The sequence below is a fragment of the Arthrobacter sp. MYb227 genome, assembly GCF_002975435.1.
GTDB lineage: Bacteria > Actinomycetota > Actinomycetes > Actinomycetales > Micrococcaceae > Paeniglutamicibacter.
The window spans coordinates 121,579-147,126 of the sequence record NZ_PCPT01000006.1 but is presented as its reverse complement, the minus strand read 5'-3'; the positions used below and the strand labels follow the sequence as shown (position 1 = coordinate 147,126).

At 57.4% G+C, this 25,548-nt stretch carries 19 protein-coding genes and 1 riboswitch; of the genes, 8 read left to right on the top strand and 11 right to left on the bottom strand.

Translation table 11 applies throughout. From position 1 onward, the window contains the following. Positions 1-57: 57 nt before the first annotated feature. Both CQ018_RS13465 and purU read left to right on the top strand, forming a co-directional pair. Entirely contained in the window at positions 58-1,152 is a 1,095-nt protein-coding gene (locus CQ018_RS13465; RefSeq protein ID WP_258142611.1) for an NAD(P)/FAD-dependent oxidoreductase, read from the top strand. 72 nt (positions 1,153-1,224) lie between these two features. Further along, positions 1,225-2,079 (top strand): formyltetrahydrofolate deformylase, encoded by an 855-nt coding sequence (purU, locus tag CQ018_RS13460; RefSeq protein WP_105550516.1) that lies wholly within the window; start codon positions 1,225-1,227, stop codon positions 2,077-2,079. A 132-nt stretch (positions 2,080-2,211) separates the two neighbouring features. On the opposite strand, the gene CQ018_RS13455 is transcribed toward purU, so the two are convergent. Next, entirely contained in the window at positions 2,212-4,086 is a 1,875-nt protein-coding gene (locus tag CQ018_RS13455; RefSeq protein ID WP_105550585.1) for a heavy metal translocating P-type ATPase, read from the bottom strand. Between the two features lie 224 nt (positions 4,087-4,310). Here CQ018_RS13455 and CQ018_RS13450 point away from each other — a divergent pair, with 224 nt between their 5' ends. From CQ018_RS13450 to CQ018_RS13440, 3 genes are all read left to right on the top strand, one after another. Beyond that, on the top strand, positions 4,311-4,835 hold the full coding sequence (locus CQ018_RS13450) for a gamma carbonic anhydrase family protein (RefSeq protein WP_105550515.1): 525 nt from the start codon (positions 4,311-4,313) through the stop codon (positions 4,833-4,835). A gap of 68 nt (positions 4,836-4,903) precedes the next feature. Beyond that, on the top strand, positions 4,904-5,971 hold the full coding sequence (locus CQ018_RS13445) for a Gfo/Idh/MocA family protein (protein WP_105550514.1): 1,068 nt from the start codon (positions 4,904-4,906) through the stop codon (positions 5,969-5,971). Positions 5,972-6,075: 104 nt separating this feature from the next. Further along, positions 6,076-6,672: a hypothetical protein gene (locus CQ018_RS13440; RefSeq protein WP_105550513.1), complete on the top strand. Its 597-nt coding sequence runs from the start codon at positions 6,076-6,078 to the stop codon at positions 6,670-6,672. A 783-nt stretch (positions 6,673-7,455) separates the two neighbouring features. Here CQ018_RS13440 and CQ018_RS13430 read toward each other — a convergent pair. The 7 genes from CQ018_RS13430 to CQ018_RS13400 all read right to left on the bottom strand — a co-directional run bounded on the left by CQ018_RS13430 (position 7,456) and on the right by CQ018_RS13400 (position 16,490). Then, positions 7,456-8,463, bottom strand: coding sequence for a bile acid:sodium symporter family protein (locus tag CQ018_RS13430; protein ID WP_105550511.1), 1,008 nt, complete (start codon positions 8,461-8,463; stop codon positions 7,456-7,458). Between the two features lie 128 nt (positions 8,464-8,591). Continuing rightward, entirely contained in the window at positions 8,592-8,918 is a 327-nt protein-coding gene (locus CQ018_RS13425) for a hypothetical protein (protein WP_181149890.1), read from the bottom strand. Between the two features lie 155 nt (positions 8,919-9,073). Continuing rightward, entirely contained in the window at positions 9,074-10,300 is a 1,227-nt protein-coding gene (locus tag CQ018_RS13420; protein ID WP_105550584.1) for a cystathionine gamma-synthase, read from the bottom strand. A gap of 13 nt (positions 10,301-10,313) precedes the next feature. After that, positions 10,314-11,636 carry an O-acetylhomoserine aminocarboxypropyltransferase/cysteine synthase family protein gene (locus tag CQ018_RS13415; RefSeq protein WP_105550510.1) on the bottom strand — a complete coding sequence of 441 codons (1,323 nt, stop codon included), beginning with the start codon at positions 11,634-11,636 and terminating at the stop codon, positions 10,314-10,316. Positions 11,637-11,816: 180 nt separating this feature from the next. After that, the gene (metE, locus tag CQ018_RS13410) at positions 11,817-14,174 is read right to left on the bottom strand and encodes a 5-methyltetrahydropteroyltriglutamate--homocysteine S-methyltransferase (protein ID WP_105550509.1); all 2,358 of its coding nucleotides are present in this window, start codon (positions 14,172-14,174) and stop codon (positions 11,817-11,819) included. Between the two features lie 46 nt (positions 14,175-14,220). Beyond that, the gene (locus CQ018_RS13405) at positions 14,221-15,147 is read right to left on the bottom strand and encodes a methylenetetrahydrofolate reductase (RefSeq protein WP_105550508.1); all 927 of its coding nucleotides are present in this window, start codon (positions 15,145-15,147) and stop codon (positions 14,221-14,223) included. 105 nt (positions 15,148-15,252) lie between these two features. Next, a riboswitch (SAM riboswitch) is annotated at positions 15,253-15,375 on the bottom strand. A gap of 278 nt (positions 15,376-15,653) precedes the next feature. Further along, the gene (locus CQ018_RS13400; RefSeq protein ID WP_105550507.1) at positions 15,654-16,490 is read right to left on the bottom strand and encodes a helix-turn-helix transcriptional regulator; all 837 of its coding nucleotides are present in this window, start codon (positions 16,488-16,490) and stop codon (positions 15,654-15,656) included. Between the two features lie 77 nt (positions 16,491-16,567). Here CQ018_RS13400 and ilvD point away from each other — a divergent pair, with 77 nt between their 5' ends. Beyond that, positions 16,568-18,448 (top strand): dihydroxy-acid dehydratase, encoded by a 1,881-nt coding sequence (ilvD, locus tag CQ018_RS13395; RefSeq protein ID WP_105550506.1) that lies wholly within the window; start codon positions 16,568-16,570, stop codon positions 18,446-18,448. Between the two features lie 163 nt (positions 18,449-18,611). Beyond that, entirely contained in the window at positions 18,612-20,144 is a 1,533-nt protein-coding gene (locus CQ018_RS13390) for a deoxyguanosinetriphosphate triphosphohydrolase family protein (RefSeq protein WP_105550583.1), read from the top strand. A 3-nt stretch (positions 20,145-20,147) separates the two neighbouring features. Here CQ018_RS13390 and CQ018_RS13385 read toward each other — a convergent pair whose 3' ends face one another. The 3 genes from CQ018_RS13385 to CQ018_RS13375 form a co-directional block, all read right to left on the bottom strand. Next, the gene (locus CQ018_RS13385; protein ID WP_105550505.1) at positions 20,148-20,678 is read right to left on the bottom strand and encodes an AAA family ATPase; all 531 of its coding nucleotides are present in this window, start codon (positions 20,676-20,678) and stop codon (positions 20,148-20,150) included. Between the two features lie 116 nt (positions 20,679-20,794). Beyond that, entirely contained in the window at positions 20,795-23,017 is a 2,223-nt protein-coding gene (locus CQ018_RS13380; RefSeq protein WP_105550504.1) for an NADP-dependent isocitrate dehydrogenase, read from the bottom strand. A 267-nt stretch (positions 23,018-23,284) separates the two neighbouring features. After that, positions 23,285-23,869, bottom strand: a complete 585-nt coding sequence (locus CQ018_RS13375) for a TetR/AcrR family transcriptional regulator (RefSeq protein WP_105550503.1) — start codon at positions 23,867-23,869, stop codon at positions 23,285-23,287. 163 nt (positions 23,870-24,032) lie between these two features. Between CQ018_RS13375 and CQ018_RS13370 the strand changes: the two genes are divergently transcribed. Continuing rightward, positions 24,033-25,493 carry an MDR family MFS transporter gene (locus CQ018_RS13370; protein ID WP_105550502.1) on the top strand — a complete coding sequence of 487 codons (1,461 nt, stop codon included), beginning with the start codon at positions 24,033-24,035 and terminating at the stop codon, positions 25,491-25,493. Positions 25,494-25,548: the final 55 nt, after the last annotated feature.

The following is a 25,548-nucleotide window of genomic DNA, read 5'->3' as shown; positions in this document are numbered from 1 at the left end:
CTGTTACACCTCATGACAGTTGAAGTTTCAATCATTTTAGTAGGGAGCGCGGGTTACGTGAGTGGCGTTGGACCGGACTTGAAGACCGTGATCATTGGGGCAGGGCAGGCTGGCCTTTCGGCAGCCCACCACTTGCTGCGCAAGGGACACAAATCTTTCGAAGATTTTATGGTCCTAGATGCCAATGATGGCCCGGGTGGAGCATGGCTTCACCGCTGGGATTCATTGACTTTTGACAGAGCCCACGGGCTTCATCCATTGCCCGGTTTTGCCCTGCAAAAACCAGATCCTAGTGAGCCAGCATCAGCGGTGGTTGCCCGCTATTACGGCGCCTACGAAGCCCACTTTAGACTCCCAGTGATCCGCCCCTTCAAGGTCAAAGCAGTGAACGGTTCCCTAGAAACCGGATTCACGATTCTAGCCGCGGATGGGAGGAAGCTCACTGCCCAAACCATCATCAACGCCACGGGAACTTGGGATAAACCCTATTGGCCGTCCTATCGGGGCCAACGCGAATTCACTGGGCGTCAACTACATACCCACAATTTTCGCTCTCCCGATGAATTCCTCGGAAAGCGAGTACTCGTGGTGGGCGGTGGAACCAGCGCTGCTCAATTCCTCTTGCAATTTGAAGCTCACGGTATCCAGACCCTTTGGTCGACCCGGCGTCCCCCTCAGTGGCGCACGGCACCCACCGAGAAGTCTTGGGGCATTGGCATTGAGGCAGAGGTCAATGAACGTACTCATGCCGGACTGCCACCGCGCAGCGTGGTGTCGGTCACCGGATTACCCATGACAGATTTCTATGCAGCGGGCATCGAATCCGGTGTCTTGATTTCACGTGGAAAGATCGCCAGCTTCGGCGAGCGCTCTGTGCGTTTTGCGGATGGGAGCAGTGAAAGAATTGATGTGGTGTTGTGGGCCACGGGTTTTAGGGCCTCGTTGGATCATTTGGCGTCACTGAATCTGCGGGAACCCGGCGGCGGGATCTTGATGGATACCGATTCGGTGTCGGTGGCGCGGGTGCCGGGTTTGTTTTTGGTGGGTTACGGGGCTTCGGCTTCCACTATTGGTGCAACGCGTGCCGGGCGTGCGGCAGCAGTGAGGTCCAGTGCTTTGCTTGATGTGCGTGTGCTGCTTCCCACTTTCTAGCTAGATTGCCCAGTTTTTGACGCAATGACGGCTTCATACGCTCGAAAAGCTTTACGTTCAACGGGTAACCTCATGCAAGTGAGCACCAACGAATTCATTGTGTCCCTGTCCTGTCCCGATCGTCCGGGAATCGTTCATGCAGTTTCCGGTGCCCTCTTGCAGGCGGGTTGTAATATCACCCAGTCGCAGCAATTTGAGAGCCCCGAAACTCATACTTTCTTTATGCGCATTGCCGTGGAAACCGACCAAGACCTAGCTTTCTTGCGTGATGCACTGGAGCCTATTGAGGCCGCGTTCTCGATGGACCTTTCGATTAGCGCCGAGGGAACATTGTTGCGCACGCTGATCATGTGCTCTAAGGAAGGTCACGCGCTCAATGATTTACTCTTTGCCCAGCGTGCTGGAACCTTGCCCATTGATGTTCCGGTGATCGTTTCTAACCACCTGGACCTGAAACCCATGGCCGATTTCTATGGCATTGATTTTGTGCATATTCCGGTCACCGCTGCCGGTAAGGCCGCCGCGGAGGCCCAACTGTTGGAACTTGTTGCTAAGCACCAGATTGACCTTGTGGTACTGGCTCGGTACATGCAGATTCTCTCCGATGATCTATGCCGAGCGCTCAACGGCAAAGCGATCAATATCCATCACTCGTTCTTGCCTTCCTTCAAGGGGGCTAAGCCCTACCACCAGGCACATGCCCGTGGTGTGAAGCTGATTGGTGCCACGGCACACTATGTCACAGCCGATTTGGACGAGGGTCCCATTATTGAGCAAGAGGTGATTCGCGTTGATCATGCTCGTACTGCAAATCAATTTGTTGCCATGGGCCGCAGCGTTGAAGGTCGCACGCTGACTCATGCGGTGCAGTGGCATGCCGAGCGCCGCGTCATGCTCGATGGTCACCGTACCGTCGTATTCTCCTAGGCACAGCGTCGCCACATCCATGAGACGGTTTCCGGGCCGGGAACCCGCCTATGACAGCCCAAGTGGCTCTCAAGAAGAACACCTTCGCGATGAAGCCGTGGGTGCTCGGCAGGATCGGCCGAGCGCGCACGGCTAGTTCCCTTGTACGGATTCGGCCATCACTGGTTTCCTCGCACTCGGAAGCGGACCGCTCCCCTTCAGTGCGCGCAGTGCACTGAGGATCGCCACTAGGTCAACAACTTCTTGGCTCAAGGCACCAAAGATTGCTGGTAATACGCCTGTTGCAGCGATCAGCATCAGGACTAGGGAGAAAATAATTCCCAACCAAATCGATTGCAAAGCAATGTGCACTGTATCGCGGCCTATCCGTACCGCGTTGGCAACCTGTGAAATATGTTCGGTCATGATCACTACATCGGCGCTCTGTGAGGCGGCAGTTGAACCGCGCGCGCCCATGGCAATACCAATTTCTGCTGCTGCCAACACCGGTGCATCGTTGATCCCGTCACCAACCATCAACACCGGACGGTGTGTAAGTTCACCGACTCTCCTCACCTTGTCCTCGGGCAGACATTCGGCATGCACCGTATCGAGTCCAAGTTCCTTGGCAATGTGATCCGCGGTGGCCTGTTGTTCACCGGTTAGCATCACCATTTCTTGCACGCCCAAGTCGCGTAGCCGGTCAAGCATCGTATGAGCATCTGGACGGAGCTCATCAGCTAGAACAATGGTCCCGGCAAAAACACCGTCAATCCCTACATACACCGAGGACTCCCCCGGCCCGGGAATATGGCGCCTCAAGCCTTGGACCTGCGGATCAATCCAGGCAGGTTTGCCCACCAGCACTCGTTTGCCTTCCACTACTGCGCTCACGCCATTGGCCGCGGCCTCGCTGGCTTCGGAAACTGCCGCTATGTGCAGTCCGCGCTGCCTGGCCTGAGCAACAATCGAGGCAGCTAGAACGTGGGTCGAGTATTGCTCAGCGGCTGCAGCAAGTGCCAATAGCTCGTCAGCCGTATAGCCACTGGCCAACTCGATGGAACGCAGCACCGGGGTGCCACGAGTGAGCGTTCCGGTCTTATCAAACGCCGCAGATTTCACGGCAGCCAGTCGCTCAAGGGTGCCACTGTCCTTGACGATCACCCCGTTCTTCGCTGCGCGGCTCATGCCACCCATGAAGGCGACAGGGGCTGCGATCAATAATGGGCACGGGGTTGCAACAACTAGAACCTCGGCAAAACGCACCGGGTCCCCACTGAACCACCAGGCAACTCCAGCAATCAGATAGGCTAGCAACGTAAAAGGCACAGCAAAGCGGTCGGCAAGACGGACCACCGGGGCTCGGGACGCCGAGGCCTCTTTGACTAGTTCTACAATGCGCGCGTACTGCGAATTAGCGGCATTGGCGGTGGCCAGCATGCGCACCGCAGTGCTGCCATTCACGGCACCGGACATCAAAGATTCACCTGCCAGTTTGTGGACCGGAAGAGAATCACCGGTCAGTGAAGACTCATCAAACTCGGCCGCAGCATCCAGCAGTACACCGTCGACGGGAAGAATTTCGGCAGGTTTCACCATCACTGTGTCACCCCGGGCCACCTCCGCAAGATCAACCTCGTTGATATTGCCCTGAGCATCAATGATTTGAGCTCGAGTGGGAACCCTGTTCATGAGCTCGGAAAGTGAACGAGTTGCCCGCTGCTGGGCATAATCTTCTAAGGCCCCACCGCCGGAGACCATCAGGCAGATAATCAGTGCAGCAATCCATTCACCAACAAATACGGTGGCGAGGATGGCGGTGAAGGCAAGAACATCGATTCCCCAGTGACCTTTGAGAATGTCCTTGAGCATCCCCCACCCCACTTGGGCGGCAACAAGCAAAGCAAAAATACTTGCAATCCACCGGGCCGGATCCCCCAGGTCGGCAGGGAGCATCAGTAACGTGCCTAGCAAGATCACAAGCGTTGCAACAACTACCGGATATCGTCTAAGCAAATTTGTTTTCATGCTGCTCACTTCTCCCCACATTTCCTGCAAATGCCCAAAAGCCCCTGCTGACTACCTCTCATACTCGACGGGTTAGGGTTTCTCCGCCAGCTTGGAAAGGCTTACCTGCGCCGGCGCCGAACCTCATGAGCCACTCCCTCTAACCACCTGGCAATGTTTGGCTTCGCTGTCCGCGAAGCCCCTGCTACCGGTGTTCTTAGCTACCAACGACTACAGTTGGTGCCATGGCTCACATCATTACCATTGACTCCATTACTCCTTCCGTTGATCCCAGCGTGTTCTTGGCACCCACCGCCACGCTTTCCGGCGATGTGCACTTCGGGGCAAATTCCAGTGCCTTCTATGGGGTTTCGGCCCGCGGCGACTCGGACACCATCACTGTCAAGGAGGGCACCAACCTGCAGGACAATGTTGTACTTCACGCAGATACCGGCTTCCCCTGCAGCATCGGCGAGCGCGTCTCGGTGGGCCACTCGGCAGTTGTCCACGGGGCAACCGTGGGCAATGACTGCCTGATCGGCATGAGCGCCACCATCATGAACGGTGCCGTCATTGGCGATAACTGCCTTGTTGCCGCCGGCGCCTTGGTCCTTGAAGGCACCCAGGTTCCCCCGCGTTCGCTGGTAGCCGGTGTCCCGGCCAAGGTCCGCCGCGAGCTCAGCGATGAAGAGGTCGAATCACTGAAAGAAAATGCTGCCCACTACCTAGTTCTTGCAGCAAAACACCGTGAGGCCAACGCAGCTCTGTAGTCTCATGCCCCTAGAGGTTCCACCAAAGTAATTCCACCAAGCCCAACTGATTAGGGAGCACACCAACGATGGTTAGTTACATCCAGGCACCACCTGCCGCCGCCGCAAGCGCCCCCTCGCCGATCAAGGCCACGGGCCGCTCGCTGAATTGGGGCGTAGTCTCGACCGGGCGCATTGTTTCAAAGGTCATTGCTGACCTGCAGTCGTTGGAAGATGCCAACGTGATTGCAGTGTCCTCACGCAACGAGGAACGAGCACGCGCATTTGCCGACGAACACGATATTGAGTGGGCTTACGGGTCGTATCAGGCAATGTTTGATGAACCAGAAATTGAGGCCGTCTACATTGCTACTCCGCACGGTCAACACTTTGAAATTGCCATGGCGGCTTTGAAGTCTGGCAAGAACGTAGTCTGCGAAAAGTCGTTGACCATCAACGCGGCAGAGGCTCGTGCATTGGTTGCCGAGGCAGCCGCGCAAGATCTATTCCTCATGGAAGCTGTTTGGTCACGCTTTACCCCTGCGTTTGCTAGGGCCATGGAAATTTTAGAGTCTGGAGAATTGGGCGAGCCTTCTTGGGTTCAGGCAGATCTTGGGTTTAAAGCCCAGTACGATCCTCAATGGCGACTCTTTGACCCGACTGCGGGAGGCGGCGCTCTGCTAGACCTTGCCGTCTACCCGTTGACTTGGGCCATTGGTACCATGGGTTTCCCGACCTCGGTCCAGGCTAGTGCGGACTTGAATGAAGATGGTGTGGATCTGCAGACGGCCATCACCTTGGGTTACTCCGGTGTACGTCATGCACAGCTGATGGTCTCGCTGAACAGTTCATCAACACGGGAAGCCCGGGTTTCTTGCACCGCTGGTTGGCTGGGCACCAACGCCCCGCTACACAACCCCACCAAGCTCTTCATCCATCCGGTTAATGGACCTGCACGGACCGAGGTCTTCGAACCGGTGGGCGAGAACTACACCTATGAGTTCCGTGAAGCGACCCGCTGCATCCAGGAAGGCCTTACTGAGTCTCCCACCATGACGTGGGAACACTCGATCAATACGATGGCTATCTTTGATGGCATTCGCCACCAGCTGGGCATTCGATACCCGAATGATTTGGCGCGAACCAGTAATTCGTAGTTCCTAGCAGCGGGGGGCTGCGCCGGTGATTCGGAAGAAATTCCGCACCCCAGCATGGCCCCCCGCTGCATCCCATTGCTCTTGCACTGAGGAAGGAAGAAGTATTGTTGGCCCGAAACTACATTGGCAAGGAATTTAATGCGCTGCGCATGCTGCGTCTCTTCCTTCCCGCCCGAGACAGCGCCGATCTTCCACTGAGCTGGTCGTCAATATTGCCTTTGGGTTTCGAGCTCACTGCTTCTACCGACTGCAACGAACTTGTCAGTGGTTACCTCGCGGAGCATCCCGGCGCGGTGCTACCGGCGGCTCCCTTGGGTCGTCTCGCTAGGGAAACCGCCAATGCGTTGCGTGAGATTCTAGGGTCGTGGGTGAGCACCAATTCGTTTTTACATACCCGAAGCTGGGTCGGCTACTCGCCACCATTCACCGATCAAGCCAGCACAAGTTTCTTTGTCGGCCGTGAGTACCTGCATGAGGAAATCGGCCTAGAGGAAATCATCTTCCATGGCGTGCGGGACCAGGTTCCGGCATTTGTTGAGGATCCATCCGGTTCCTTCGCATGGGGCACGGGCCTGTACCCGGATTCGCTGATAGTTGCCGCCGTACCGGAACTCTTCATGGCTTTGCATCAAGATCCACGATTAGAAATCATCTCCACTAATTCCAGCAGAGACGTGCTACCGGCTCCGTTCGAGGGTTGATCCACCCCAGTAATCCGATACGGCAAAATCGTTTAACCCCGGCATCTTTCAATCACAAGTGTGAACCTCGTTGCAGGTACCGTGTGCCGGTTTACCCTCACCGCTACTGCGTTCGCCATGGACCATGCAGCTAGCCACCGCACCCAATATCTCATGGCAGATATGTGTGTGTTGCCTAGAGCCGTATCCGAATATTTCGTTTGAGGATGTCTCAACAAGAAAGGTGCGCGGTAGTGCAGTCCATGCATGCCACGCGGATTAGGCTCATAATAACGGGACTCAAGCAACCAGAGGGAAACACCATGACGTGAACATGGACCCAGTCAAGGAAGAACGGAACGAAGAATCCACCTTTAATATCAGGGCCACCAGGAGCATCGATTATGGACACGGGTGCAGAATTGCTACATAGGCTCAATGCGTGGTGCAAGGATCACCGTTACGGGGTCCGGAACCCTCAACAATGGAATAGCTTGTCCCACGGTGCGGCACATGACATTTATCAAGAACTTCTCACCGCGGGGTTCACCCCGTTGCATGATAGCCAACTGCAAAGAATCGTGACTAACACCGAACAATGGTGGTGGAAGCAGAATTCACGCAGCCCATACGGCCGCGCACGCGCTAGCCATCACAAAGGTAACCCACTAAAACCGACAGCCTTGGACGACGGCATCGAGTAGGTGGCCCTTTCGGACCCACCCTGTACAACGGCCGAAGGCTCCCCGGTCGCCCACTATGTGGGCAACGAGGAAACCTTCGGCATGTGGATTCAACGGTTGACTACTTGGAAGCGAGCTCGGATTCGAGGGCTTCGCGCTCGGCGTTCTTCGCGCTGGAACGGCGCCAGTAGGCGGCGATCAACGCACCGGATAGGTTGTGCCAGACCGAGAACACCGCACCAGGTAGCGCGGCTTCCGGGGTGAAGTACTGCTTGGCCAGACCCGAGGCCAACCCGGAGTTCTGCATGCCGACCTCGATGGCCATGGTGCGGCGCGAGGCTATGGGCTGTTTGAACAGTTTGGCCGTTCCGTAGCCCAGCGCGATGCCGCCCGCGTTGTGCAGGATGACGGCCAGCAGGATCAGCGCACCGGCGCTGAAGATGGCCGCGGCACTACCTGCCACCACGATGACGACCACGCCGGTGATCGCGATGACCGAAACCCAGGGAAGGGCAGGAAGCAATTTGTCCACCAGAGCCGGCAGCAGCGCGCGCAGCACCAGTCCCAGCACCACGGGGATCAACACAATCTGCACGATGGTCTTAGCCATGGAACCGGCATCAACGGGTAAATATTGGCCCGCAAGCCAAAGAGTCAGCAATGGTGTGAAGACAGGGGCCAGCAACGTAGAAATCGAGGTCATTGTCACCGAAAGCGCAAGATCGCCCTTAGCCAGGTAGGTCACCACGTTTGATGCTGTTCCACCCGGTGCGCAACCGACCAAAATAACGCCAGCGGCCAGTGCCGGGGGTAATTGCAAAAGTAATGAAATTCCGAGACCCAATAACGGCATGATCAGGTATTGGGCCACAACTCCCAAAAGTACTGGAAGTGGCTTTCGTACCACGAGTGCGAAGTCCGGCAGGGTCAGGGTTAGACCCATGCCAAACATAATGATCATCAGTAGCGGGTTAATGGCTTTGGAATAGCCTGAAAACGATTCAGGTGTCAGCAGGGCAATGGCTCCGCCCGCCAATACGAGTAGCGGGAAAAGGGTTACCGCTATCTTGGCGCTACGCTCTTCGCCCGCTACTTCTGGTTTTTGTTGCACATTTTGATCGGAAGACATGCATTGATCATTGCAAAATGATCGACCATACTCCAAATGTTACGCCAAACCGGCCATTCCAAACCATTGAACGTATAAAAATCACCGCTTAGCGCCACGTTTCATGATCATTTTGATCAAAACGAGAACTAGTTGATTTGATCATTTTCGGCGATTGCTTTATTGACCGATTCCAATAACTCCTCAAAGACAGGCAGTCCAGCCAGGCCAGTGGGAGTTGGATAGACACGACAGCTCAGGGCGGGCTCCGCTGCCGATGCAAAAAGGTCCTGACCCGCTACCGCAAAGGTGGGCGATCCATGAAACCCCAAGGCCTGTGCTTCGGTTTCGGATCTCAGTTCGCGGATTTTTAGATCTGTTGCATTCAGATTCGCGGCTTCCATAACTTTCGTGAAGAGTTCGGCAGCTGGTGCACTGTTGGGGCAATCGGTAATGATCAGTAGTTCAAAATCCATGTCTCAATCTTCCTACGTTTGCGCTTCCCTTGCTGCCCGGTGACGAAATCTTGATGTCCACCCACAAAAAATGCGTTGGCCGTGTTGCAGTCCCCTCAGACTCCCCTTACACGGCCAACGCACATTTAGTACCCGGCACACGACCGGGAATTCTTTTAGACGGATGCCTCCGCAAGCGATGCGTTACGTGCCGCGCTAAGTCCTAGCTCAAGATCGGCAAGAAGATCTTCAACCTGTTCAATACCAACGCTCAGTCGCACCAGATCCTTGGGAATTTCCAGCTTTGTGCCGATAACCGAGGCATGAGTCATCTCTGAGGAATAGCAGATCAGCGATTCCACGCCGCCTAGGGAAACTGACAAGGCAAAGAGCTCGGTGCTCTCGGCAAAGGCGCGTGCCGCGGCCTCACCACCGGCAAATTGCAGCGAAACGATGCCACCAAACCCATCCGCTTGCGTCTTGGCCAGTTCATGTCCTGGATGCGATTCGAGCCCCGGGTAGAGAACTGCCGAAACTTCGTCACGATGCTGCAACCATTGAGCGATGACTGCGGCATTTGAGCAGTGTCTTTCCATACGCAACCCCAGTGTTTTCAATCCTCGGGCGGCGAGGAAACAGTCTTGTGGACCGGCGACGGCCCCGCCAGCAAATTGCTGGAATCCTACCGTTTCGGCCAATGACTGACCGCGGAAGATCTTGTCGGCAACAATGACGGCACCTCCCAAAACATCCGAGTGTCCACCAATGTATTTGGTTGTTGAATGCACCACGGCATCCGCGCCCAGGGTGATGGGCCGTTGCAGGAACGGAGTGGCAAAGGTGTTATCCACTACCAGTAGTGCCCCGGCCTCTTGGGCGATTTTGGCCCACCCGGCAAGATCTGCGATGCCCAGTAACGGGTTGGACGGTGTCTCCACCCACAAAAGTGCTGTCTTTCCTGGCTGTACCGCGGCGGCAACAGCGCCAAGGTCTGTGATGTCTACCGGAGTATTGGTGATCCCCCACTTACCGTGAAGTCGGTTGATCAGCCGATTAGTTCCCCCATACCCATCTGCACCCAGCACAATATGATCACCCGGTTCTAATACCGCACGCAGCAGTGCATCCTCGGCGGCAATGCCCGAGGCAAAAGCAAAACCTGCATGCCCTGCTTCCAGGGTGGCGAGTTGGGTTTCAAAGCCATTACGCGTGGGATTCGAACCACGTGAGTACTCGTGTCCATTGCGCAGCACATTGATGCCATCTTGAACAAAGGTGCTGGTCTGATAAATCGGAGGAATGACGGCACCGGTCAGTGGGTCGGGCGCTTGTCCCGCATGGATGGCCAGGGTGTTGAATGAATGGCTGTTCAAGGATTCGGTAGTGTTCTGTAGCTTGCTCATCATCGTTCTTCTTCTAGGCGCTAACGGATTCATGGAGAGAAATATTTGGCACCGTAATCAGGGATTCGAGTGCCGAGTAAAGATCGGCGATCAGGTCATCGGCATTTTCTAGGCCAACCGAAACACGCAGTGTGCCCTGCCGGATTCCAGCAGCTGCCAACTGGTCATCGCTAAGTCGACAGTGGGTCATGGCCGCCGGATGAACTACCAGCGAGCGAGCGTCCCCAATGTTTGCTGCCAGAGCAAAAAGCTTGAGCGAATCAACAACTGCCGGTACCGCGGTGGGGTCCAGCAGATCAAAGGAGAAAACACAGCCCGTTCCCCGAGGAAAATCCTTTTCCGCCAGCTCATAATCTTGATGATCCCGCAGCGAAGGATGATGAACCTTGGCCACGGCCGGGTGTACTTCCAAAGCTTGGGTTACGGCAAGAATATTTTCTTGAGCCTTGGCCACACGCAGCGAGAGCGTCTCAATACCCGTAAGAATCGCTGACGCGGAGGCCGGAGCCAGAGTCGGGCCCAGATCATGGAGGAATTTGGAGCGTGCAAGCATCAAGTAGGCCTGAACTCCATAGCGTTCAAGCAAGGAATCTCCATAATAACGGGCCTTCGCCGCGGCGATCTGTGGCCAACGTGCCGCATCCGAGAAATCAAAGGTTCCAGCATCAATAACCAGTCCCCCAAGAACCGATCCATGTCCGGCCAGCGCCTTAGTCGCCGAATGCACAACAACATCTGCGCCAAATTCGATCGGTTTGTAGGCTGCAGGGGTTGCCAAGGTGTTATCTACTACTACCGGGATGCCAGATGCGTGGGCAATATCGGTGATGGCTCGCAAATCTACAAGGGTAATCAGCGGGTTGGAGACGGATTCAAGCAGAAAGCCACGAGTCTTCTCAGTGATCGCTGCTGCCCACTGCGCCGGATCTTCCGGGTCTACGAAGGTGACAGTGATGCCGAAGTCGGCAAAGGTATCCGTGAGCAGATCAACGGTGCCACCGTAGAGCTTGTTTGAAGCAACCAGGTGATTGGGCCCCTGCAACAAGGCGAGCAGGGAGATGGCAACTGCTGCCTGGCCCGTTGCAGTGGCGATGGCACCCACACCGCCCTCGAGTGCCGCGGCCCGTGCTTCCAATACGGCAACAGTTGGGTTGCCGGTGCGTGAGTAGGTGAAGCCGGGCTTCTTCAGCGCAAAGAGTTCTGCTGCTGTTGCGTAGTTTGGGAATTCAAAGGCAGCCGAATTGTAGATGGGCACGGTCATGGGACGGTGGGGACCGGTGGGGCTGTAGCCAGTATGAATTTCGGTGGTGGCGTTGTTCCGGGTATTGATGTCCATGATCGTGCCTTTCGGACGGCTTGTTCAAAATTTGGAAGGTGGGTGTGGATTGGTGCTCTGGTGTCATTTGCGGGTGACAGCAGAGCACTCATCCCCCCCTATTTCTCACATCCAGATCCAAGACCAAGATTGGGACTCGAGGTAGTGGTCGGAAGGTGAAAATCTAGTGTCGCGCCGCGTTTAGACGCTTGCACCCAACGTGGCGCGGGCGCTGACTGCCGCCTGCACCACGTTCGCCAAAGAAGCTTCAGTCTCCGCGTAGCCACGAGTCTTCAGACCACAGTCTGGATTGATCCACAGCTGCTTGGCAGGCAACGAAGCCAAAGCGATGTCAATGAGCTCGGCGACTTCCTCGGTTGAGGGAATACGTGGCGAGTGAATGTCGTAGACGCCCGGACCGATACCGCGTGAGTAACCGAACTCGGTCAGATCCGCGGTGACTTCCATGCGAGAGCGGGCAGCCTCGATCGAGGTAACATCCGCATCGAGTGCGTCGATCGCGTCGATGATTTCACCAAATTCCGAATAGCACAGGTGGGTGTGGATCTGGGTTGCATCCTTGGCACCGGCGGTGGAGAGGCGGAAGGAATCAACCGACCACTTCAGGTAGGCGGCTTGGTCTTCCTTGCGTAGGGGAAGCAGTTCGCGCAGGGCCGGCTCATCAACCTGAATAATGCCAATGCCGGCATCTTGCAGGTCATCGATTTCATCGCGCAGGGCTAGTGCAACCTGATTTGCGGAAACCGAAAGTGGCTGGTCATCGCGGATGAAGCTCCAGGCCAGGATGGTGACCGGGCCGGTCAGCATGCCCTTGAGTGGCTTGTTGGTCAGCGAGGCTGCGTAAGAAATCCACGGAACCGTGAAGGCCACCGGGCGGGAGACATCACCCCAGAGGATTGAGGGGCGAGTGGCACGCGAGCCGTAGGACTGGACCCAACCGTTTTCGGTTTCCGAGAAACCCTCAAAGTTCTCGGCAAAGTACTGCACCATGTCGTTGCGTTCGGCCTCACCGTGCACCAAGACATCGAGGCCCAGGGACTCCTGAAGTTCTACAACGCGGGCAATTTCTGCCTTGAGGAAGCCCTCGTAGGCGGCATCGTCGATGCTGCCGTTGCGGTGTGCGGCACGTGCCGTGCGGACCTCGGAGGTCTGCGGGAAGGAACCAATGGTGGTCGTTGGCAGCGGTGGCAGATGCAGTGCTAGATCCTGTGCTTCGTCACGAATCACCGAATCCGAGCGAGCAAAGTCTGCATCATTCAGGGCCTCAAGGCGTTGGCGAACTGCAGGAACCGTGGTGCCGGCAAAGGAGGCCCGGTGGGTGATTGCTGATTCCGCTGCCGCAAGTTCTGCGGCAATCGCTGATTCGCCCCGGGCCAGGCCCTTGGCAAGGGTGATGACCTCGACGACTTTTTGGTTGGCGAAGGCCAGCCATTGAGGAAGGTGAGCCGGCAGGTTCTTTTCAAGGGCGACATCGTGTGGAACGTGCTGCAGCGAGGTGGCTGTGCCCACGGCAAGTACGCCACCGGCGTTCTGCACTTCGATACGCAATTGCTGTACGACGCCCAGCGAAGCAGCAAGGTCGTTGCGCCAGATATTGCGTGAGTCAACGATGCCTGCGACCAATGTGGAACCGGCAAGATCGCCCAAGAATTCTGCACTTGGATGCTGACCGCGGATCAAATCGGCATGTACCGCATCGGCTCCGGCGCGGGCCAAAATACCTTGGGCGGCACCCGGGCGGTTGATATCGCCCGCGGTTCCGTACCCCGTGGTGACAAAGAGCGCCGGGCGTGCGGTGGCAGCCGCAAGGGTCGTATAGACGGTCTCGACAAGTGCACCGGGTACCGCAAGTGCGGCGCCACGGTCCGTGACCAATGCCGGCTCATCAATCTGTACCCAGGGTGCTCCTGCGGCACCGAGTTCGGCAAGGATCGCTGCGTAGGCTGCGACAACTTCATCGATCCGGCTCAGTGGATCAAAGCCTTCCGCGGCTCCGTCTTCTGCCTTGGCCAGCAGCAGGTAGGTGAGGGGGCCAACGAGCGTTGGGCGGATGATATTCCCGGCCGCTTGGTGAGCCTTGAAGGATTCCACCAAATTACCTGCGTTGGGGATGATCTGGGTGGTTTCGCCGATTTCAGGAACCAGATAGTGGTAGTTGGTGTCGAACCACTTGGTCATTTCCAGTGGGGCACGGCTTTCATCGCCACGAGCCAATATGAAGGAGGCTGCTGTGTTGATTGAACCGTTTTTGCCGGCCAGGTCTGCGAATCGGGCTGGTAGGGCAGAGAGTGCAACTGTAGCGTCCAAGACCTGGTCATAGTAGGCGAAGTCGCCCGGCAGTGAGGCGTCTGTGGCATTTAGGCCAAGGGCGGTGAGCTTTGCGTTGTTCGCCTGCTGTAGTTCGAAAGCCGAGGCGTGCAATGCTGGTTCTTCGCTGCGTCCCGCCCAGTGCGATTCAAGTGCTTTTTTCAGTTCGCGGTTTGGCCCGATGCGTGGGTAGCCGAGGATGGAAACTGCGGGGAATGTTGCTTTCGACATGGTGATTCTCCTTGAATGTAAAAGTTTGTGGTGATGAAGTGTGCGGCTAGACAGCTGCGCGTTCGGCCCACATGTTGTTAGCCAATGCTCTGGTGCGTGGAAGTTCTAACTTTTCAATGACATCCAGTGAGCCTCTGTGGTCATTGAAGGTGTAAAGGTGAACTCCTGGTGCGCCGTCGTCAAAGGCGCGTTGGGCCAGGTTCGCTGCCGCATTAACACCGATCTTGTGGCGTTCGGCATCCGATGAGGCAGTTTCCAATGCGTGAGCTAGCAGTGGGTCCGGGGCTACTCCGACCATGGAAGCCAGTCGGTCGAATCGTTTAGGGCTCGACAGCGGAATAACTCCCGGGATGATCGGGATGCTCACCCCCGCCTTCCGTGCCGCGATGACAAGGTTCGTGTATTCCTCGGGACGGAAGTACACCTGGGTGATTGCGTAGTTAGCGCCGGAGCGCTCCTTACCCAGCAAGACTTCAACGTCGTGATCAAACGATGGTGATTCGGGATGTTGGATAGGGTAGGCAGCCACGCCAACCCCCAGCCGTCCACCTGCTAAGGCTGCCGAGTGGTCGGTTTCAACTTCACGAATGAGTTCAATCAGGTAGCGGGCGAAAGGGAATTCGCCACGCCATCCATCCGGATCCGTTGGCAAGTCTCCGCGCAGTGCTAATACGCCACGGACTCCCAACGAGATAAAGTGTCGAATCAGATTTTCCAGTGACTGCTTACTCTCTCCCACACAGGTGAGGTGGGCTAGGGGCCGCAGTCTGGTGTTCTGGATGAGGTGTTCGATCAAGTCCAGGGAAGCACGCCGACGGGTGTGCGTTCCCGAGTAGGTGACCGAGACGTAGTCGGGGTCGGTACTTTCCAGTGCCTCGATGCTTTTGAAGATACTTTCTGAAGCAGCTCGGTTCACCGGTGGGTACAGCTCGTAGGACAGTGACGGCGGGGCCGCAGACGCTGCAATACTCATGTGTTTCTCCTCGTCGATACGAGGGAGACTTCAGGGGGTCCGCAAATAAAGCCGCGAAAAACCGGTGACGGTTTTCTACGGCGATGATGAGCGGATGCTAAAGGTGCTCCATCGCTTCTGGCCTTAGCACCCTCACCGAATAGACGCCCCACATAAGGAGGAATCCATTCTTGGTAATGGTTGCTGCGGCGTCAACGAGCCAGATCTCTCAGCCGCTCTTGATGGTTGATGTATCTATCTTGTTCCCGGCAGATGCACCTTGCAAGGCGCAGGGCGGCAGGTGCGTCACGAAAGGCAAAAACACTTCATGTGACAGGGATTCGTCATGATCGCTGCCCGACGGCGTCACATTATTACGTGATGAGGTGCGCCAAATTCCGCGAGTTTATTGGAGAATTTGGCATCTTTGGTTACGTCGGGCACCGCTCGTGAAGCATTTGTGACGTTGCACTCCGGCACCAGCAGTTCTTCAGCACCATTGATAATTTCTCGGGGTGCCGATCGGTTTAGGAGGTTGGACCGGATAAGAGTGTGCGCATTTTTTCGTTCGTTGAAGTTCCAGGCACCGGTGCATACATCACTAGGTGCAGCTCCGGCGCATCAGAGGGCACCAAGCGGTGCTGTTCAAAAATCAGTTCCCCGGCCTCGGGGTGTAGGAAGATGCGCTGCCTAGAGGCAAAACGCTCAACTCCGCGGTCCGCCCAGAGTTTGGCAAACTCCACGCTGGCTTCACTCAACCGACCGATCAGTGCCGCGTGCGCCGCGGAACCGAGCCGGGCACCTGCCTCGGCACGGAATTCCGCCACGAAGTGCCGTGAGGTTTCTTCCCAGTCCGGAAGCATCTGACGCAGATGAGGATCGGTGAAAATCAGCCAGAGCAGGTTTCGCTCACTCGGGTCCACCGAGTCAATGCGTGAGTAGAGCCCGGCATAGGCACGGTTCCACCCGGCAATCCCCCAGTCCGGGGCCACCGCAAAGGCCGGGAAGTCAAGGGTGTCTAGCAATCGTTGCAGGTGATCGGGTGCCTGTTCAATGCTGGTGACCTCGGTGGCCGGAGTCGGCGTATAACCGCCCATGGCCAGCAGGTACGCGGTTTCGGCATGAGTCAGGGTGAGTACTCGGGCAATGGATTCTAGGACCTGACGGGAGGCGTTAATGTCGCGTCCCTGTTCAAGCCAGGTGTACCAGGTGACGCTGACCGCGGCGAAAGCGGCAATCTCTTCTCGACGCAAGCCTAGGGTGCGGTTGCGGCCAATGGGTGGAAGGCCTAATTCTGCGCGTACCAGGTTAACGCGCCGATCCCGCAGAAACTGCCCTAATTCCATTCTGCGTGCTTCACTCATGACTCTAAATCTATCACTGCCACTACTAGTATTAGCGCCGCCTTCCGATCTTTGGGAACTGCTGATTGACTTGGACTATGCCTGAATTACGTTCACGAACAGTCACCCACGGCCGCAATATGGTCGGCGCCCGCGCCCTACTTCGCGCCGCCGGAGTCAAGGGCTCCGACTTTGGAAAGCCAATCATCGCCGTGGCGAACAGCTTTACCGAGTTTGTCCCCGGCCACACCCACCTGCAGCCGGTGGGCCGCATAGTCTCAGATGCCATCATCGAAGCCGGCGGCATCCCGCGCGAATTCAATACAATTGCCGTCGATGACGGAATCGCCATGGGACACAGCGGCATGCTCTACTCGCTGCCTTCACGCGATTTGATTGCCGACTCGGTCGAATACATGGTCAATGCCCACTGCGCCGATGCACTGATCTGCATCTCCAACTGTGACAAGATCACCCCGGGCATGATGATGGCAGCCATGCGCCTGAACATCCCCACCGTCTTTGTTTCCGGCGGACCGATGGAGGGTGGCACCGCAGTGCTGGTGGATGGAACGGTACGCAAGCGACTGAACCTGATCTCCGCCATCGCCGATGCCGTGAATGACTCGGTCACCGATGAGGACCTGCTGAGCGTTGAAGAAGCAGCGTGCCCCACCTGTGGTTCATGCTCGGGCATGTTTACCGCCAACTCGATGAACTGCCTCACCGAGGCCTTGGGCCTCTCGCTGCCGGGCAACGGCACCACGCTGGCAACCCACACTGCCCGCAAGGACCTCTATGAGGATGCCGGACGCGCGATCGTGGACATCACCAAGTCCTACTACTTCGACGACGACGCCTCGGTGCTGCCGCGCGCCATCGCCAACCGGGCGGCCTTCGAGAACGCCATGACCATGGACATTGCCATGGGCGGTTCCTCAAACACCATCCTGCACCTGCTGGCCACCGCTCAGGAAGCGGAACTGGACTTCACGCTCGATGACATTGATGAGATCTCCCGCCGCACCCCCTGCCTGACCAAGGTTGCTCCCAACGGCGACTATCTGGTTGAGGACGTGCACCGCGCCGGTGGCATCCCCGCTATCTTGGGCGAGCTGGATCGCGGCGGGCGCCTGCGCCACGACGTCCGCTCCATCCACAGCACCGACCTGCGCTCCTGGCTTGATGACTGGGACATCCGTGGAGGCAAGGCCACCGAGACCGCCGTTGAGCTGTTCCACGCGGCCCCGGGCTGCGTGCGTTCGGCCGAGGCCTTCTCCCAGTCCGAACGCTGGGACACCTTGGATCTGGATGCCAAGAACGGCTGCATCCACTCGATGGAAAATGCCCACTCCGTTGAGGGCGGCCTGGCCGTGTTGCGCGGTAACATCTCAGTGGATGGCTGTGTAGTCAAGACCGCCGGTGTAGACGAGTCGATCTTCACCTTCTCCGGTCCGGCAGTGGTCTTCGAATCCCAGGATGATGCAGTCACCGCAATCCTGAGCAAGGAAATCGTTCCCGGCGATGTAGTTGTCATCCGGTATGAGGGCCCACGTGGCGGTCCGGGCATGCAGGAAATGCTCTACCCCACCTCATTCCTCAAGGGACTTGGCTTGGGTGCCAAGTGTGCATTGATCACCGATGGCCGCTTCTCCGGTGGCACCTCCGGTCTTTCGATCGGGCACATCTCCCCCGAGGCTGCCGCAGGCGGCGCCATTGCCTTGGTGGAGAACGGCGACACGATCTCCATCGATATCCCGACTCGCGCCATCACCCTTGAGGTCAGCGACGCGGAATTGGATCGCCGCCGCGAGGTCCTGGAAGCCACCATCGGCTACCAGCCACGTGACCGCGACCGCGTGGTTTCCCCCGCGCTGCGTGCCTACGCCGCCTTCGCACTGTCGGCGGATAAGGGTGCGGTGCGTTACGTACCGGAAATCAATGTACCGTTGCCGACCCCGGTGAAGACGCTCGTCTAAGCAAAGAGAGCTCTCATCCCCCACTAGCTGTGGCCGGTGCCTTGCATAGGTGCCGGCCATAGCTATTTGCATTCAAGCTAGCTCCTTGAACTGCTGTTTCTTGCCAATGATTCCGTGGTTCGCCACCACGGTTGAGCCAAGACAAACTAGGCTGGTGCGCATCATGGAATACAGGAACCAGACACATCTAACCGGCGGCCGGCAGCGCATGATCCCCGAAGCGCCGCGTCCGGACGAGGACGACTTCCGCGTCGATATTGAACGCATCCGCTTCTCCCCCTATTTTTCCAGACTTTCGGCGGTCACCCAGGTCATCCCGCAGGCAGGGGCAGGCACCGTGGTGCACAACCGGCTGACCCACTCACTGAAGGTTTCGGCCGTGGCACGCTCTATCGCCATTGGGCTGCGCACCTGCGATGAAGCAACTCGAGATTTGGTAACCGAGCTCGGTGGTTGCGATCCGGTGGTGGTCCAAGCCGCAGCCGCGGCCCACGACCTGGGCCACCCGCCCTTTGGGCACCTGGGCGAACAAGAACTGGACCGCGTGGCCCGCAAGGTCCTACGGCTCCCCGATGGGTTCGAAGGAAATGCCCAATCCTTCAGGATCCTCACCGCGCTCGATAGCTGCGATGCCAGCGCACGTGGATTGAATCTGACTCGCGCCGTCAAGGCAGCGGTATTGAAATACCCGTGGACCCGGAACCAATGGCGCAATTCCCCCGAGATTTCACCGGAACTTTTGCCGCGCGGTGTGGGTGAAAGCGTAGGCGGTGGAGCCATGAAGTATTCGGCCTATGACATTGAGGCCACCGAGATGCGTGACGCACTTTCGGTTTTCCCTCATATTGCGGCTAACCAGCAGACCCTTGAATGCTCGGTCATGGATATTGCCGATGACATTGCCTACGCGGTGCACGACCTCGATGATTTTTACCGCGCCGGGGTTCTGCAATATACAACGGTGTCCGCCGAACTCACCGCCTGGCTCAATGCAGGTTCTTCAATGACCAGACTTTCGGAACACGAACTTGATCCGCGCCGCCCGGGCCACGGGCTTGAGCGTGCCTGGCGCCGTGTGCTGGCCAAGGATCCATGGATAGCCAATGCGTTGGCCTTTCGTGAATCGGTGCAACGCATCCAACACGATCTTGTCGAGGGGCTGCTCTCGCTGCCCTATGACGGCGGCTTGGATGCGGATCGGGCCGTCACCGCGTTCACTAGGCGCTGGATCGATAGGCTGCAGGCTTCAATTACCGTTGAACGAAACCCCACGATTCGCAGCGGTCACGTCCGGCTCAGCGATGCCGCCTGGCACGACGTGGTCGTGCTGAAGTTTGTTCACTCCCGCTTTGTGCTGGACCGCTCGGATTTAGCCCTCTACCAGCGTGGACAAACCCGGATCCTGCGCTCACTAGCCGAGGGCTTTGCCGCATGGCTCGATGATAAATATGATGCCGCCCGTGCCCCACGCAGGCTACTGGATTCGGTCGAGGCCGCCACCGGGGAATACAGCCAGCTACATTCAACGGACAAGAGCGTGCTTGGCAATATCGATCATCAAGAAATCCAACGCTTGGGACGTGCCCGAGCCATTGTCGATTACATTGCCTCGTTTACCGATGCCCAAGCAGTATCGGTGAACTCGTTGCTCACCGGCACCTCCGAGGCCATCTGGGAAGGCGGCAGAGGGCTCTAGCCCCTACGATGTGAGCGCTGCAAGGTGGCCGGCGATCACGCTGGCCACCTGTTCTGCATTAAGCCTGCGGCTTTCCACCACGTGGGAGTTCGCGCGCAACCACTCACGGTTCTGTACATATGTTTCAACATGCTCAAGACGCCATTGTCGGGCACCTGTTTCAACGGTGTCGGACTCGATACGACGGATCAATTCCGCCTCGGAGACATCGAGCAAAATATGTTGGTATTCGATGCCTTGCAGCGTCAATCCGGCAAGAATCTCTGTCAAGTAGTCCTCACGCAGGATCGTCATGGGCACCACCAGAACTCCTCCATAGTGCCGAAGCATCTGTGCAGCGACTTCCGGAACCAATCCTCGCCATGCCGGCCAGTCCTGAAAATCCTTGATAGGTTCGGTGATGTAGTGACGGAGCATGAATCCCACTATCTCGGGATCAAAGAGACGAGCACCGGGCAGTAGCTCCAAGAGTTTTTGGGCGGTAGTTGTCTTACCGGAGCCAAATGCGCCATTGATCCAGAGTATTTGCGTCATGGGAACAGTATGCCGTCAAACAAGTTGATCCTCGGGTAACGAAGCTACAAATACAAACGGCGGGCCGCCTTTTCCCAAAAGGAGAGAAGACGGCCCGCCGTTGTGAACGGCAGAAACTACTTCTTGAGCAGTTCCAGCGCGGTGTTCAGCGTGGCGCTCGGGCGCATGATGGCCGAAACCTTCTCTTCAACCGGGCGGTAGTAGCCACCCAGGTCAACGGCAACACCCTGAACTGCTGCCAACTCGGAAACAATTGCTTCCTCGTTGTTCCCCAGTGCCTCGGATACTGCCTTGAAGGCTGCTGCCAGCTCGGCGTCCTTGGTCTGCGCGGAGAGCTCTTCTGCCCAGTATTTGGCCAGGTAGAAGTGGCTGCCGCGGTTATCCAGCTCGCCAACCTTGCGCTTGGGCGACTTGTTTTCCAGCAGGAAGGTGCCGGTTGCCGCGTCAAGGGTGTCGGCAAGGATCTGTGCGCGAGCGTTGCCAGCGGTGGTTGCCAGGTGCTCGAAGGAGACCGCAAGAGCCAGGAATTCGCCCAGTGAATCCCAGCGCAGGTGGTTTTCGCTTACCAGCTGCGAAACGTGCTTCGGGGCGGAGCCACCGGCACCGGTTTCGAATAGTCCGCCACCGGCGATCAGCGGCACGATGGAAAGCATCTTGGCGCTGGTGCCCAATTCGAGGATCGGGAACAGGTCGGTGAGGTAGTCACGCAGCACGTTGCCGGAGACCGAGATGGTGTCCTCGCCGCGGCGGATGCGCTCGATAGTGTACTTAGTGGCCTCGATCGGAGCCAGGATCTCGATGGTCAGACCCTCGGTGTCGTGATCCTTGAGGTACTCATTGACCTTGGAGATCAGCACGGTGTCGTGTGCACGAGAATCGTCAAGCCAGAAGACCGCTGGGGTCTGGCTGGCGCGGGCACGGTTGACGGCAAGCTTGACCCAGTCGCGGACCGGGATGTCCTTGGTCTGGCAGGCGCGCCAGATATCGCCTTCGAAGACCTGGTGCTCGATGAGTACGCCACCGGTTGCATCCAGGATCTGGACGTGGCCGGCTGCCTTGATTTCAAAGGTTTTATCGTGCGATCCGTATTCCTCGGCTGCCTGAGCCATCAGGCCAACGTTTGGAACCGTACCCATGGTGGTCGGATCGAAGGCACCGTTTGCACGGCAATCCTCGATGACGGCCTGGAAGACTCCCGAGTAGGAGGAATCCGGAAGGACTGCCAGGGTGTCGTGTTCCTGGCCATCTGCGCCCCACATGTGACCCGAGGTGCGGATCATGGCAGGCATGGAAGCATCGACGATCACGTCGGATGGCACGTGCAGGTTGGTGATTCCCTTATCGGAATCGACCATGGCCAATGCCGGACCATCTTCCAGACCCTTGGCGATCAGAGCCTCAACACCGGCGCGTACATCGTCGGTGAGTTCATCCAAGCCACCGAGGATTGCGGCAAGGCCGTTGTTGGGGTTCAGGCCGGCAGCGGCGAGCTGTTCGCCGTAGGTCTCGAAGAGCTCGGAGAAGTATGCCTTGACGACGTGGCCGAAGATGATTGGGTCCGAGACCTTCATCATGGTCGCCTTCAGGTGTGCGGAGAAGAGCACGTCTTCTGCCTTGGCACGGGCCACCGCGTCCTTGAGGAACTTGCTCAGTGAAGCGGCGTGCATGACGGTGCCGTCAATGATTTCGTCCTTGAGCACCGGAAGGGACTTCTTCAGGACCTTGACGTCTCCGTCTTCGCTGACAAAGCGGATGGAAAGGTTCTGGTCCTTATCGATGACCACGGACTTCTCGTTAGCGCGGAAGTCGTCTTCGGCCATGGTGGCGACGTTGGTCTTGGAGTCCGCCGTCCAGGAACCCATGGAGTGCGGGTTCTTGCGGGCGTAGTTCTTTACGCTCAATGGTGCGCGGCGATCCGAGTTACCTTCACGCAGAACCGGGTTCACAGCAGAACCCTTGATCTTGTCGTAGCGGGCTCGGATATCGGTTTCCTCGTCGGATGACGGGTTATCCGGGTAATCCGGCAGTGCGTAGCCAGCGGCCTGCAGTTCGGCGATTGCTGCCTTCAGCTGCGGGATGGAAGCCGAAATGTTCGGCAGCTTAATGATGTTTGCATCCGGGCTCTTGGCCAGGGCACCGAGCTCGGCTAGGGCGTCGGGAATCTGCTGTTCTGCGGTGAGGTAGTCACCAAAGACGGAAATGATGCGGCCGGCCAGCGAAATGTCGCGGGTCTCGATCTCTACACCCGCTGTCGAGGCGTATGCTTCGACAATCGGCAGGAAAGAGTGGGTTGCCAACATCGGAGCTTCGTCGGTGTGGGTATAAATAATCTTGGCCATAGGTGAGGCGTCTCCCTGAACGGTCTTCTCGGATATGAGTGGTCCGAATTGATCTCAACATCCCCAACTTACCCGAATTTGGCCCCAAATCCACCTTTAAGTAGCGAAGCAAACCGTTGAACAACACGGAACATGCACCCAATGTGAGTGAAGATACATTAACTCGACGATAAAGCACTTCAGTTACTGATGCGTAACTGAGATTCGGCGCAGAGCAGGTTCTAGCCATGGCTCGCCACGCACAAACCGGCCGCGGCCAGCCACCCCTCAGGGCTGCACGAAGAGCCCTCTGAGGGCAGAAGCGGCCCGGTCAAAATGCTCCAACGGGCTTGAAACGACGCTATCGAGCTCGGCCTGCCCAAAAGCCTGCCACGACACCCGCCAGATAGTAGCGGTCAACTCAGCTATGAGCACTGCCTGGACCGCCTGCACGAGACCACTTTTCACCAGTTCCGCACTCAAAAGCTGAACCAGCTCTTGCTCCTGCCCCGCCACAAAACTCCTGAGCCCCGGCTCCTTAATGAGTAGTCGGGAGATCCTGCGAAAATCTCGATGTTCGATCTCGAAGGCAAAATTCTCCCGGCACGCCCCGATCAGTTCCAGAAGGATTTCGGCAGCATTATCGGCAGCTGGCTCATAACGCCTGAGGGAATCCGCCAGCCCCGCTTGTCCCGGCATGAGTGCGTGCTCCTTGGACTGGTAATAGCGGAAGAACGTGCGTTCGGAGATTCCTACGCGCTCGGCAATCTGCCCGACCGTCGTGGCAGCCAAGCCCTTGGCTTCAATGAGATCCAGGGTCGCTGCCTGAATCTCATTGAGCATTTGGGTGCGGTGACGTTCACGAATACCCACAACAATTACCCTCCAAAAACCACTGGTACGGCAGCAGTCCCAAACCGGGCCGAATGCCAGCACCCCGTATGCATCTTGTCACATCGTGACATGTTTGGCTTACGAAAAGATGTCATGGTGTGACACTATTTGGTTGCTTCCCCCTGAAAGAGGTACTCATCCAATGGCCATTCCCGTCTCAGAAACACTTTCTGAATCCGCAGCCCCACCCCAAAAATCAGCCCCGGCGCTGCCGACCCGGCAGTTAGTCGGCATTATCGGAGCCATGGCTCTTGCCGCATTCCTCATGATCTTGAATGAAACGGTGCTCAGCGTCGCCCTGCCGGCGGTCATGGCAGACCTCTCGATCTCTGCATCCGCGGGACAGTGGTTAACCACCGGGTTCCTGCTGACCATGTCGGTCATCATCCCGATGACCGGTTACCTGCTGCAGCGCTTCAGCTCCCGGAGCCTGTTCACTTTCGCATTATCCAGCTTTATCCTCGGCACGGTTCTGGCCATTTTCGCGCCAACCTTCGCGTTCCTGCTGGTGGCCCGCGTGATCCAAGCCGTCGGCACCGCGATCGTGCTTCCACTGCTGATGACCACCACCCTACAGTTGGTGCCCAGGCACAAACGCGGGGCAATCATGGGCTTGAACGCCATCGTTATCTCCGTGGGCCCGGCCATCGGTCCGACGGTTTCCGGCGCCATCGTCAACTCTTTTTCCTGGCACTACATCTTCATCCTGATGGCCCCACTGGCCGTGATCATCCTTGCCCTAGGCATCATCTTCATCAAGGTCCCGTTCCAAGCCCGCAAGATTCCGCTCGACGTACTTTCGGTAGTGCTCTCCGCACTCGCTTTCGGCCTGCTGGTCTACGGCATTTCCACGCTTGAACACCTCGGTGACAATCCCGCGCTAACCATCTCCTGCTTCGTCATTGCTCTGCTCGCGCTGGCCTTGTTCATCAAGCGGCAGGTTCGGCTGACCCGGGACGGCAAGGAATTGCTGAACCTGACCCCCTTCAAATCCCGCACCTTCACCCTTTCCTTGCTACTGATCATGATCGCTTTTGGCACCCTGTTGGGCACCATCGTGATGTTACCGATCATCCTGGAATCCGGGGCGGGCTTCAGCACGCTGTCCATCGGCATGATGTTATTGCCCGGAGGTCTGGCCCAGGCGATCGTCTCACCAATTTTTGGTCGCGTCTTTGATCGCTTCGGCCCCCGACCGGTGCTGATCCCCGGTGCTGCAATGCTGGCCGCTGGCCAGTGGCTGTATGTCAGTGTGGATGCGGACACCGCTCTATGGATGTTCATGATCAACCACGTCATCTTCTCCATTGGCCTGGCGCTGCTGATGACGGGGTTGATGTCATCGGCGCTGTCCACCGTTGAGCCCCGCCTCTACGGCCACGGATCTGCACTATTCAATACCGGACAGCAACTCGGTGGCGCCATCGGCACCACCATCTTCGTGACCATCATGTCCCTGCTCTCCACCGCAAAGCTTGAGTCCGGATCGGATGTAGCTCACGCACTGTTCTCCGGAGCTCATGTTTCCTTCATCGTCGGTGCTCTACTGGCCACCGTCGGCGTGGTCATGGCGTTCTTCGTCAATCTCGACAAGCAGCACTGATCGGCCCCACGCCCAAATCCCATGGCTAAGGAAGGCGCGAAGTATCCGCAGTTAA

Bases quoted from the DNA above. Each gene is read 5' to 3' on its own strand.
- purU (WP_105550516.1), top strand. From the start codon at position 1,225: ATGCAAGTGAGCACCAACGAATTCATTGTGTCCCTGTCCTGTCCCGAT.
- CQ018_RS13455 (WP_105550585.1), bottom strand. From the start codon at position 4,086: ATGAAAACAAATTTGCTTAGACGATATCCGGTAGTTGTTGCAACGCTT.
- CQ018_RS13450 (WP_105550515.1), top strand. From the start codon at position 4,311: ATGGCTCACATCATTACCATTGACTCCATTACTCCTTCCGTTGATCCC.
- CQ018_RS13445 (WP_105550514.1), top strand. From the start codon at position 4,904: ATGGTTAGTTACATCCAGGCACCACCTGCCGCCGCCGCAAGCGCCCCC.
- CQ018_RS13430 (WP_105550511.1), bottom strand. From the start codon at position 8,463: ATGTCTTCCGATCAAAATGTGCAACAAAAACCAGAAGTAGCGGGCGAA.
- CQ018_RS13425 (WP_181149890.1), bottom strand. From the start codon at position 8,918: ATGGATTTTGAACTACTGATCATTACCGATTGCCCCAACAGTGCACCA.
- CQ018_RS13420 (WP_105550584.1), bottom strand. From the start codon at position 10,300: ATGAGCAAGCTACAGAACACTACCGAATCCTTGAACAGCCATTCATTC.
- CQ018_RS13415 (WP_105550510.1), bottom strand. From the start codon at position 11,636: ATGGACATCAATACCCGGAACAACGCCACCACCGAAATTCATACTGGC.
- metE (WP_105550509.1), bottom strand. From the start codon at position 14,174: ATGTCGAAAGCAACATTCCCCGCAGTTTCCATCCTCGGCTACCCACGC.
- CQ018_RS13405 (WP_105550508.1), bottom strand. From the start codon at position 15,147: ATGAGTATTGCAGCGTCTGCGGCCCCGCCGTCACTGTCCTACGAGCTG.
- CQ018_RS13400 (WP_105550507.1), bottom strand. From the start codon at position 16,490: ATGAGTGAAGCACGCAGAATGGAATTAGGGCAGTTTCTGCGGGATCGG.
- ilvD (WP_105550506.1), top strand. From the start codon at position 16,568: ATGCCTGAATTACGTTCACGAACAGTCACCCACGGCCGCAATATGGTC.
- CQ018_RS13390 (WP_105550583.1), top strand. From the start codon at position 18,612: ATGGAATACAGGAACCAGACACATCTAACCGGCGGCCGGCAGCGCATG.
- CQ018_RS13385 (WP_105550505.1), bottom strand. From the start codon at position 20,678: ATGACGCAAATACTCTGGATCAATGGCGCATTTGGCTCCGGTAAGACA.
- CQ018_RS13380 (WP_105550504.1), bottom strand. From the start codon at position 23,017: ATGGCCAAGATTATTTATACCCACACCGACGAAGCTCCGATGTTGGCA.
- CQ018_RS13370 (WP_105550502.1), top strand. From the start codon at position 24,033: ATGGCCATTCCCGTCTCAGAAACACTTTCTGAATCCGCAGCCCCACCC.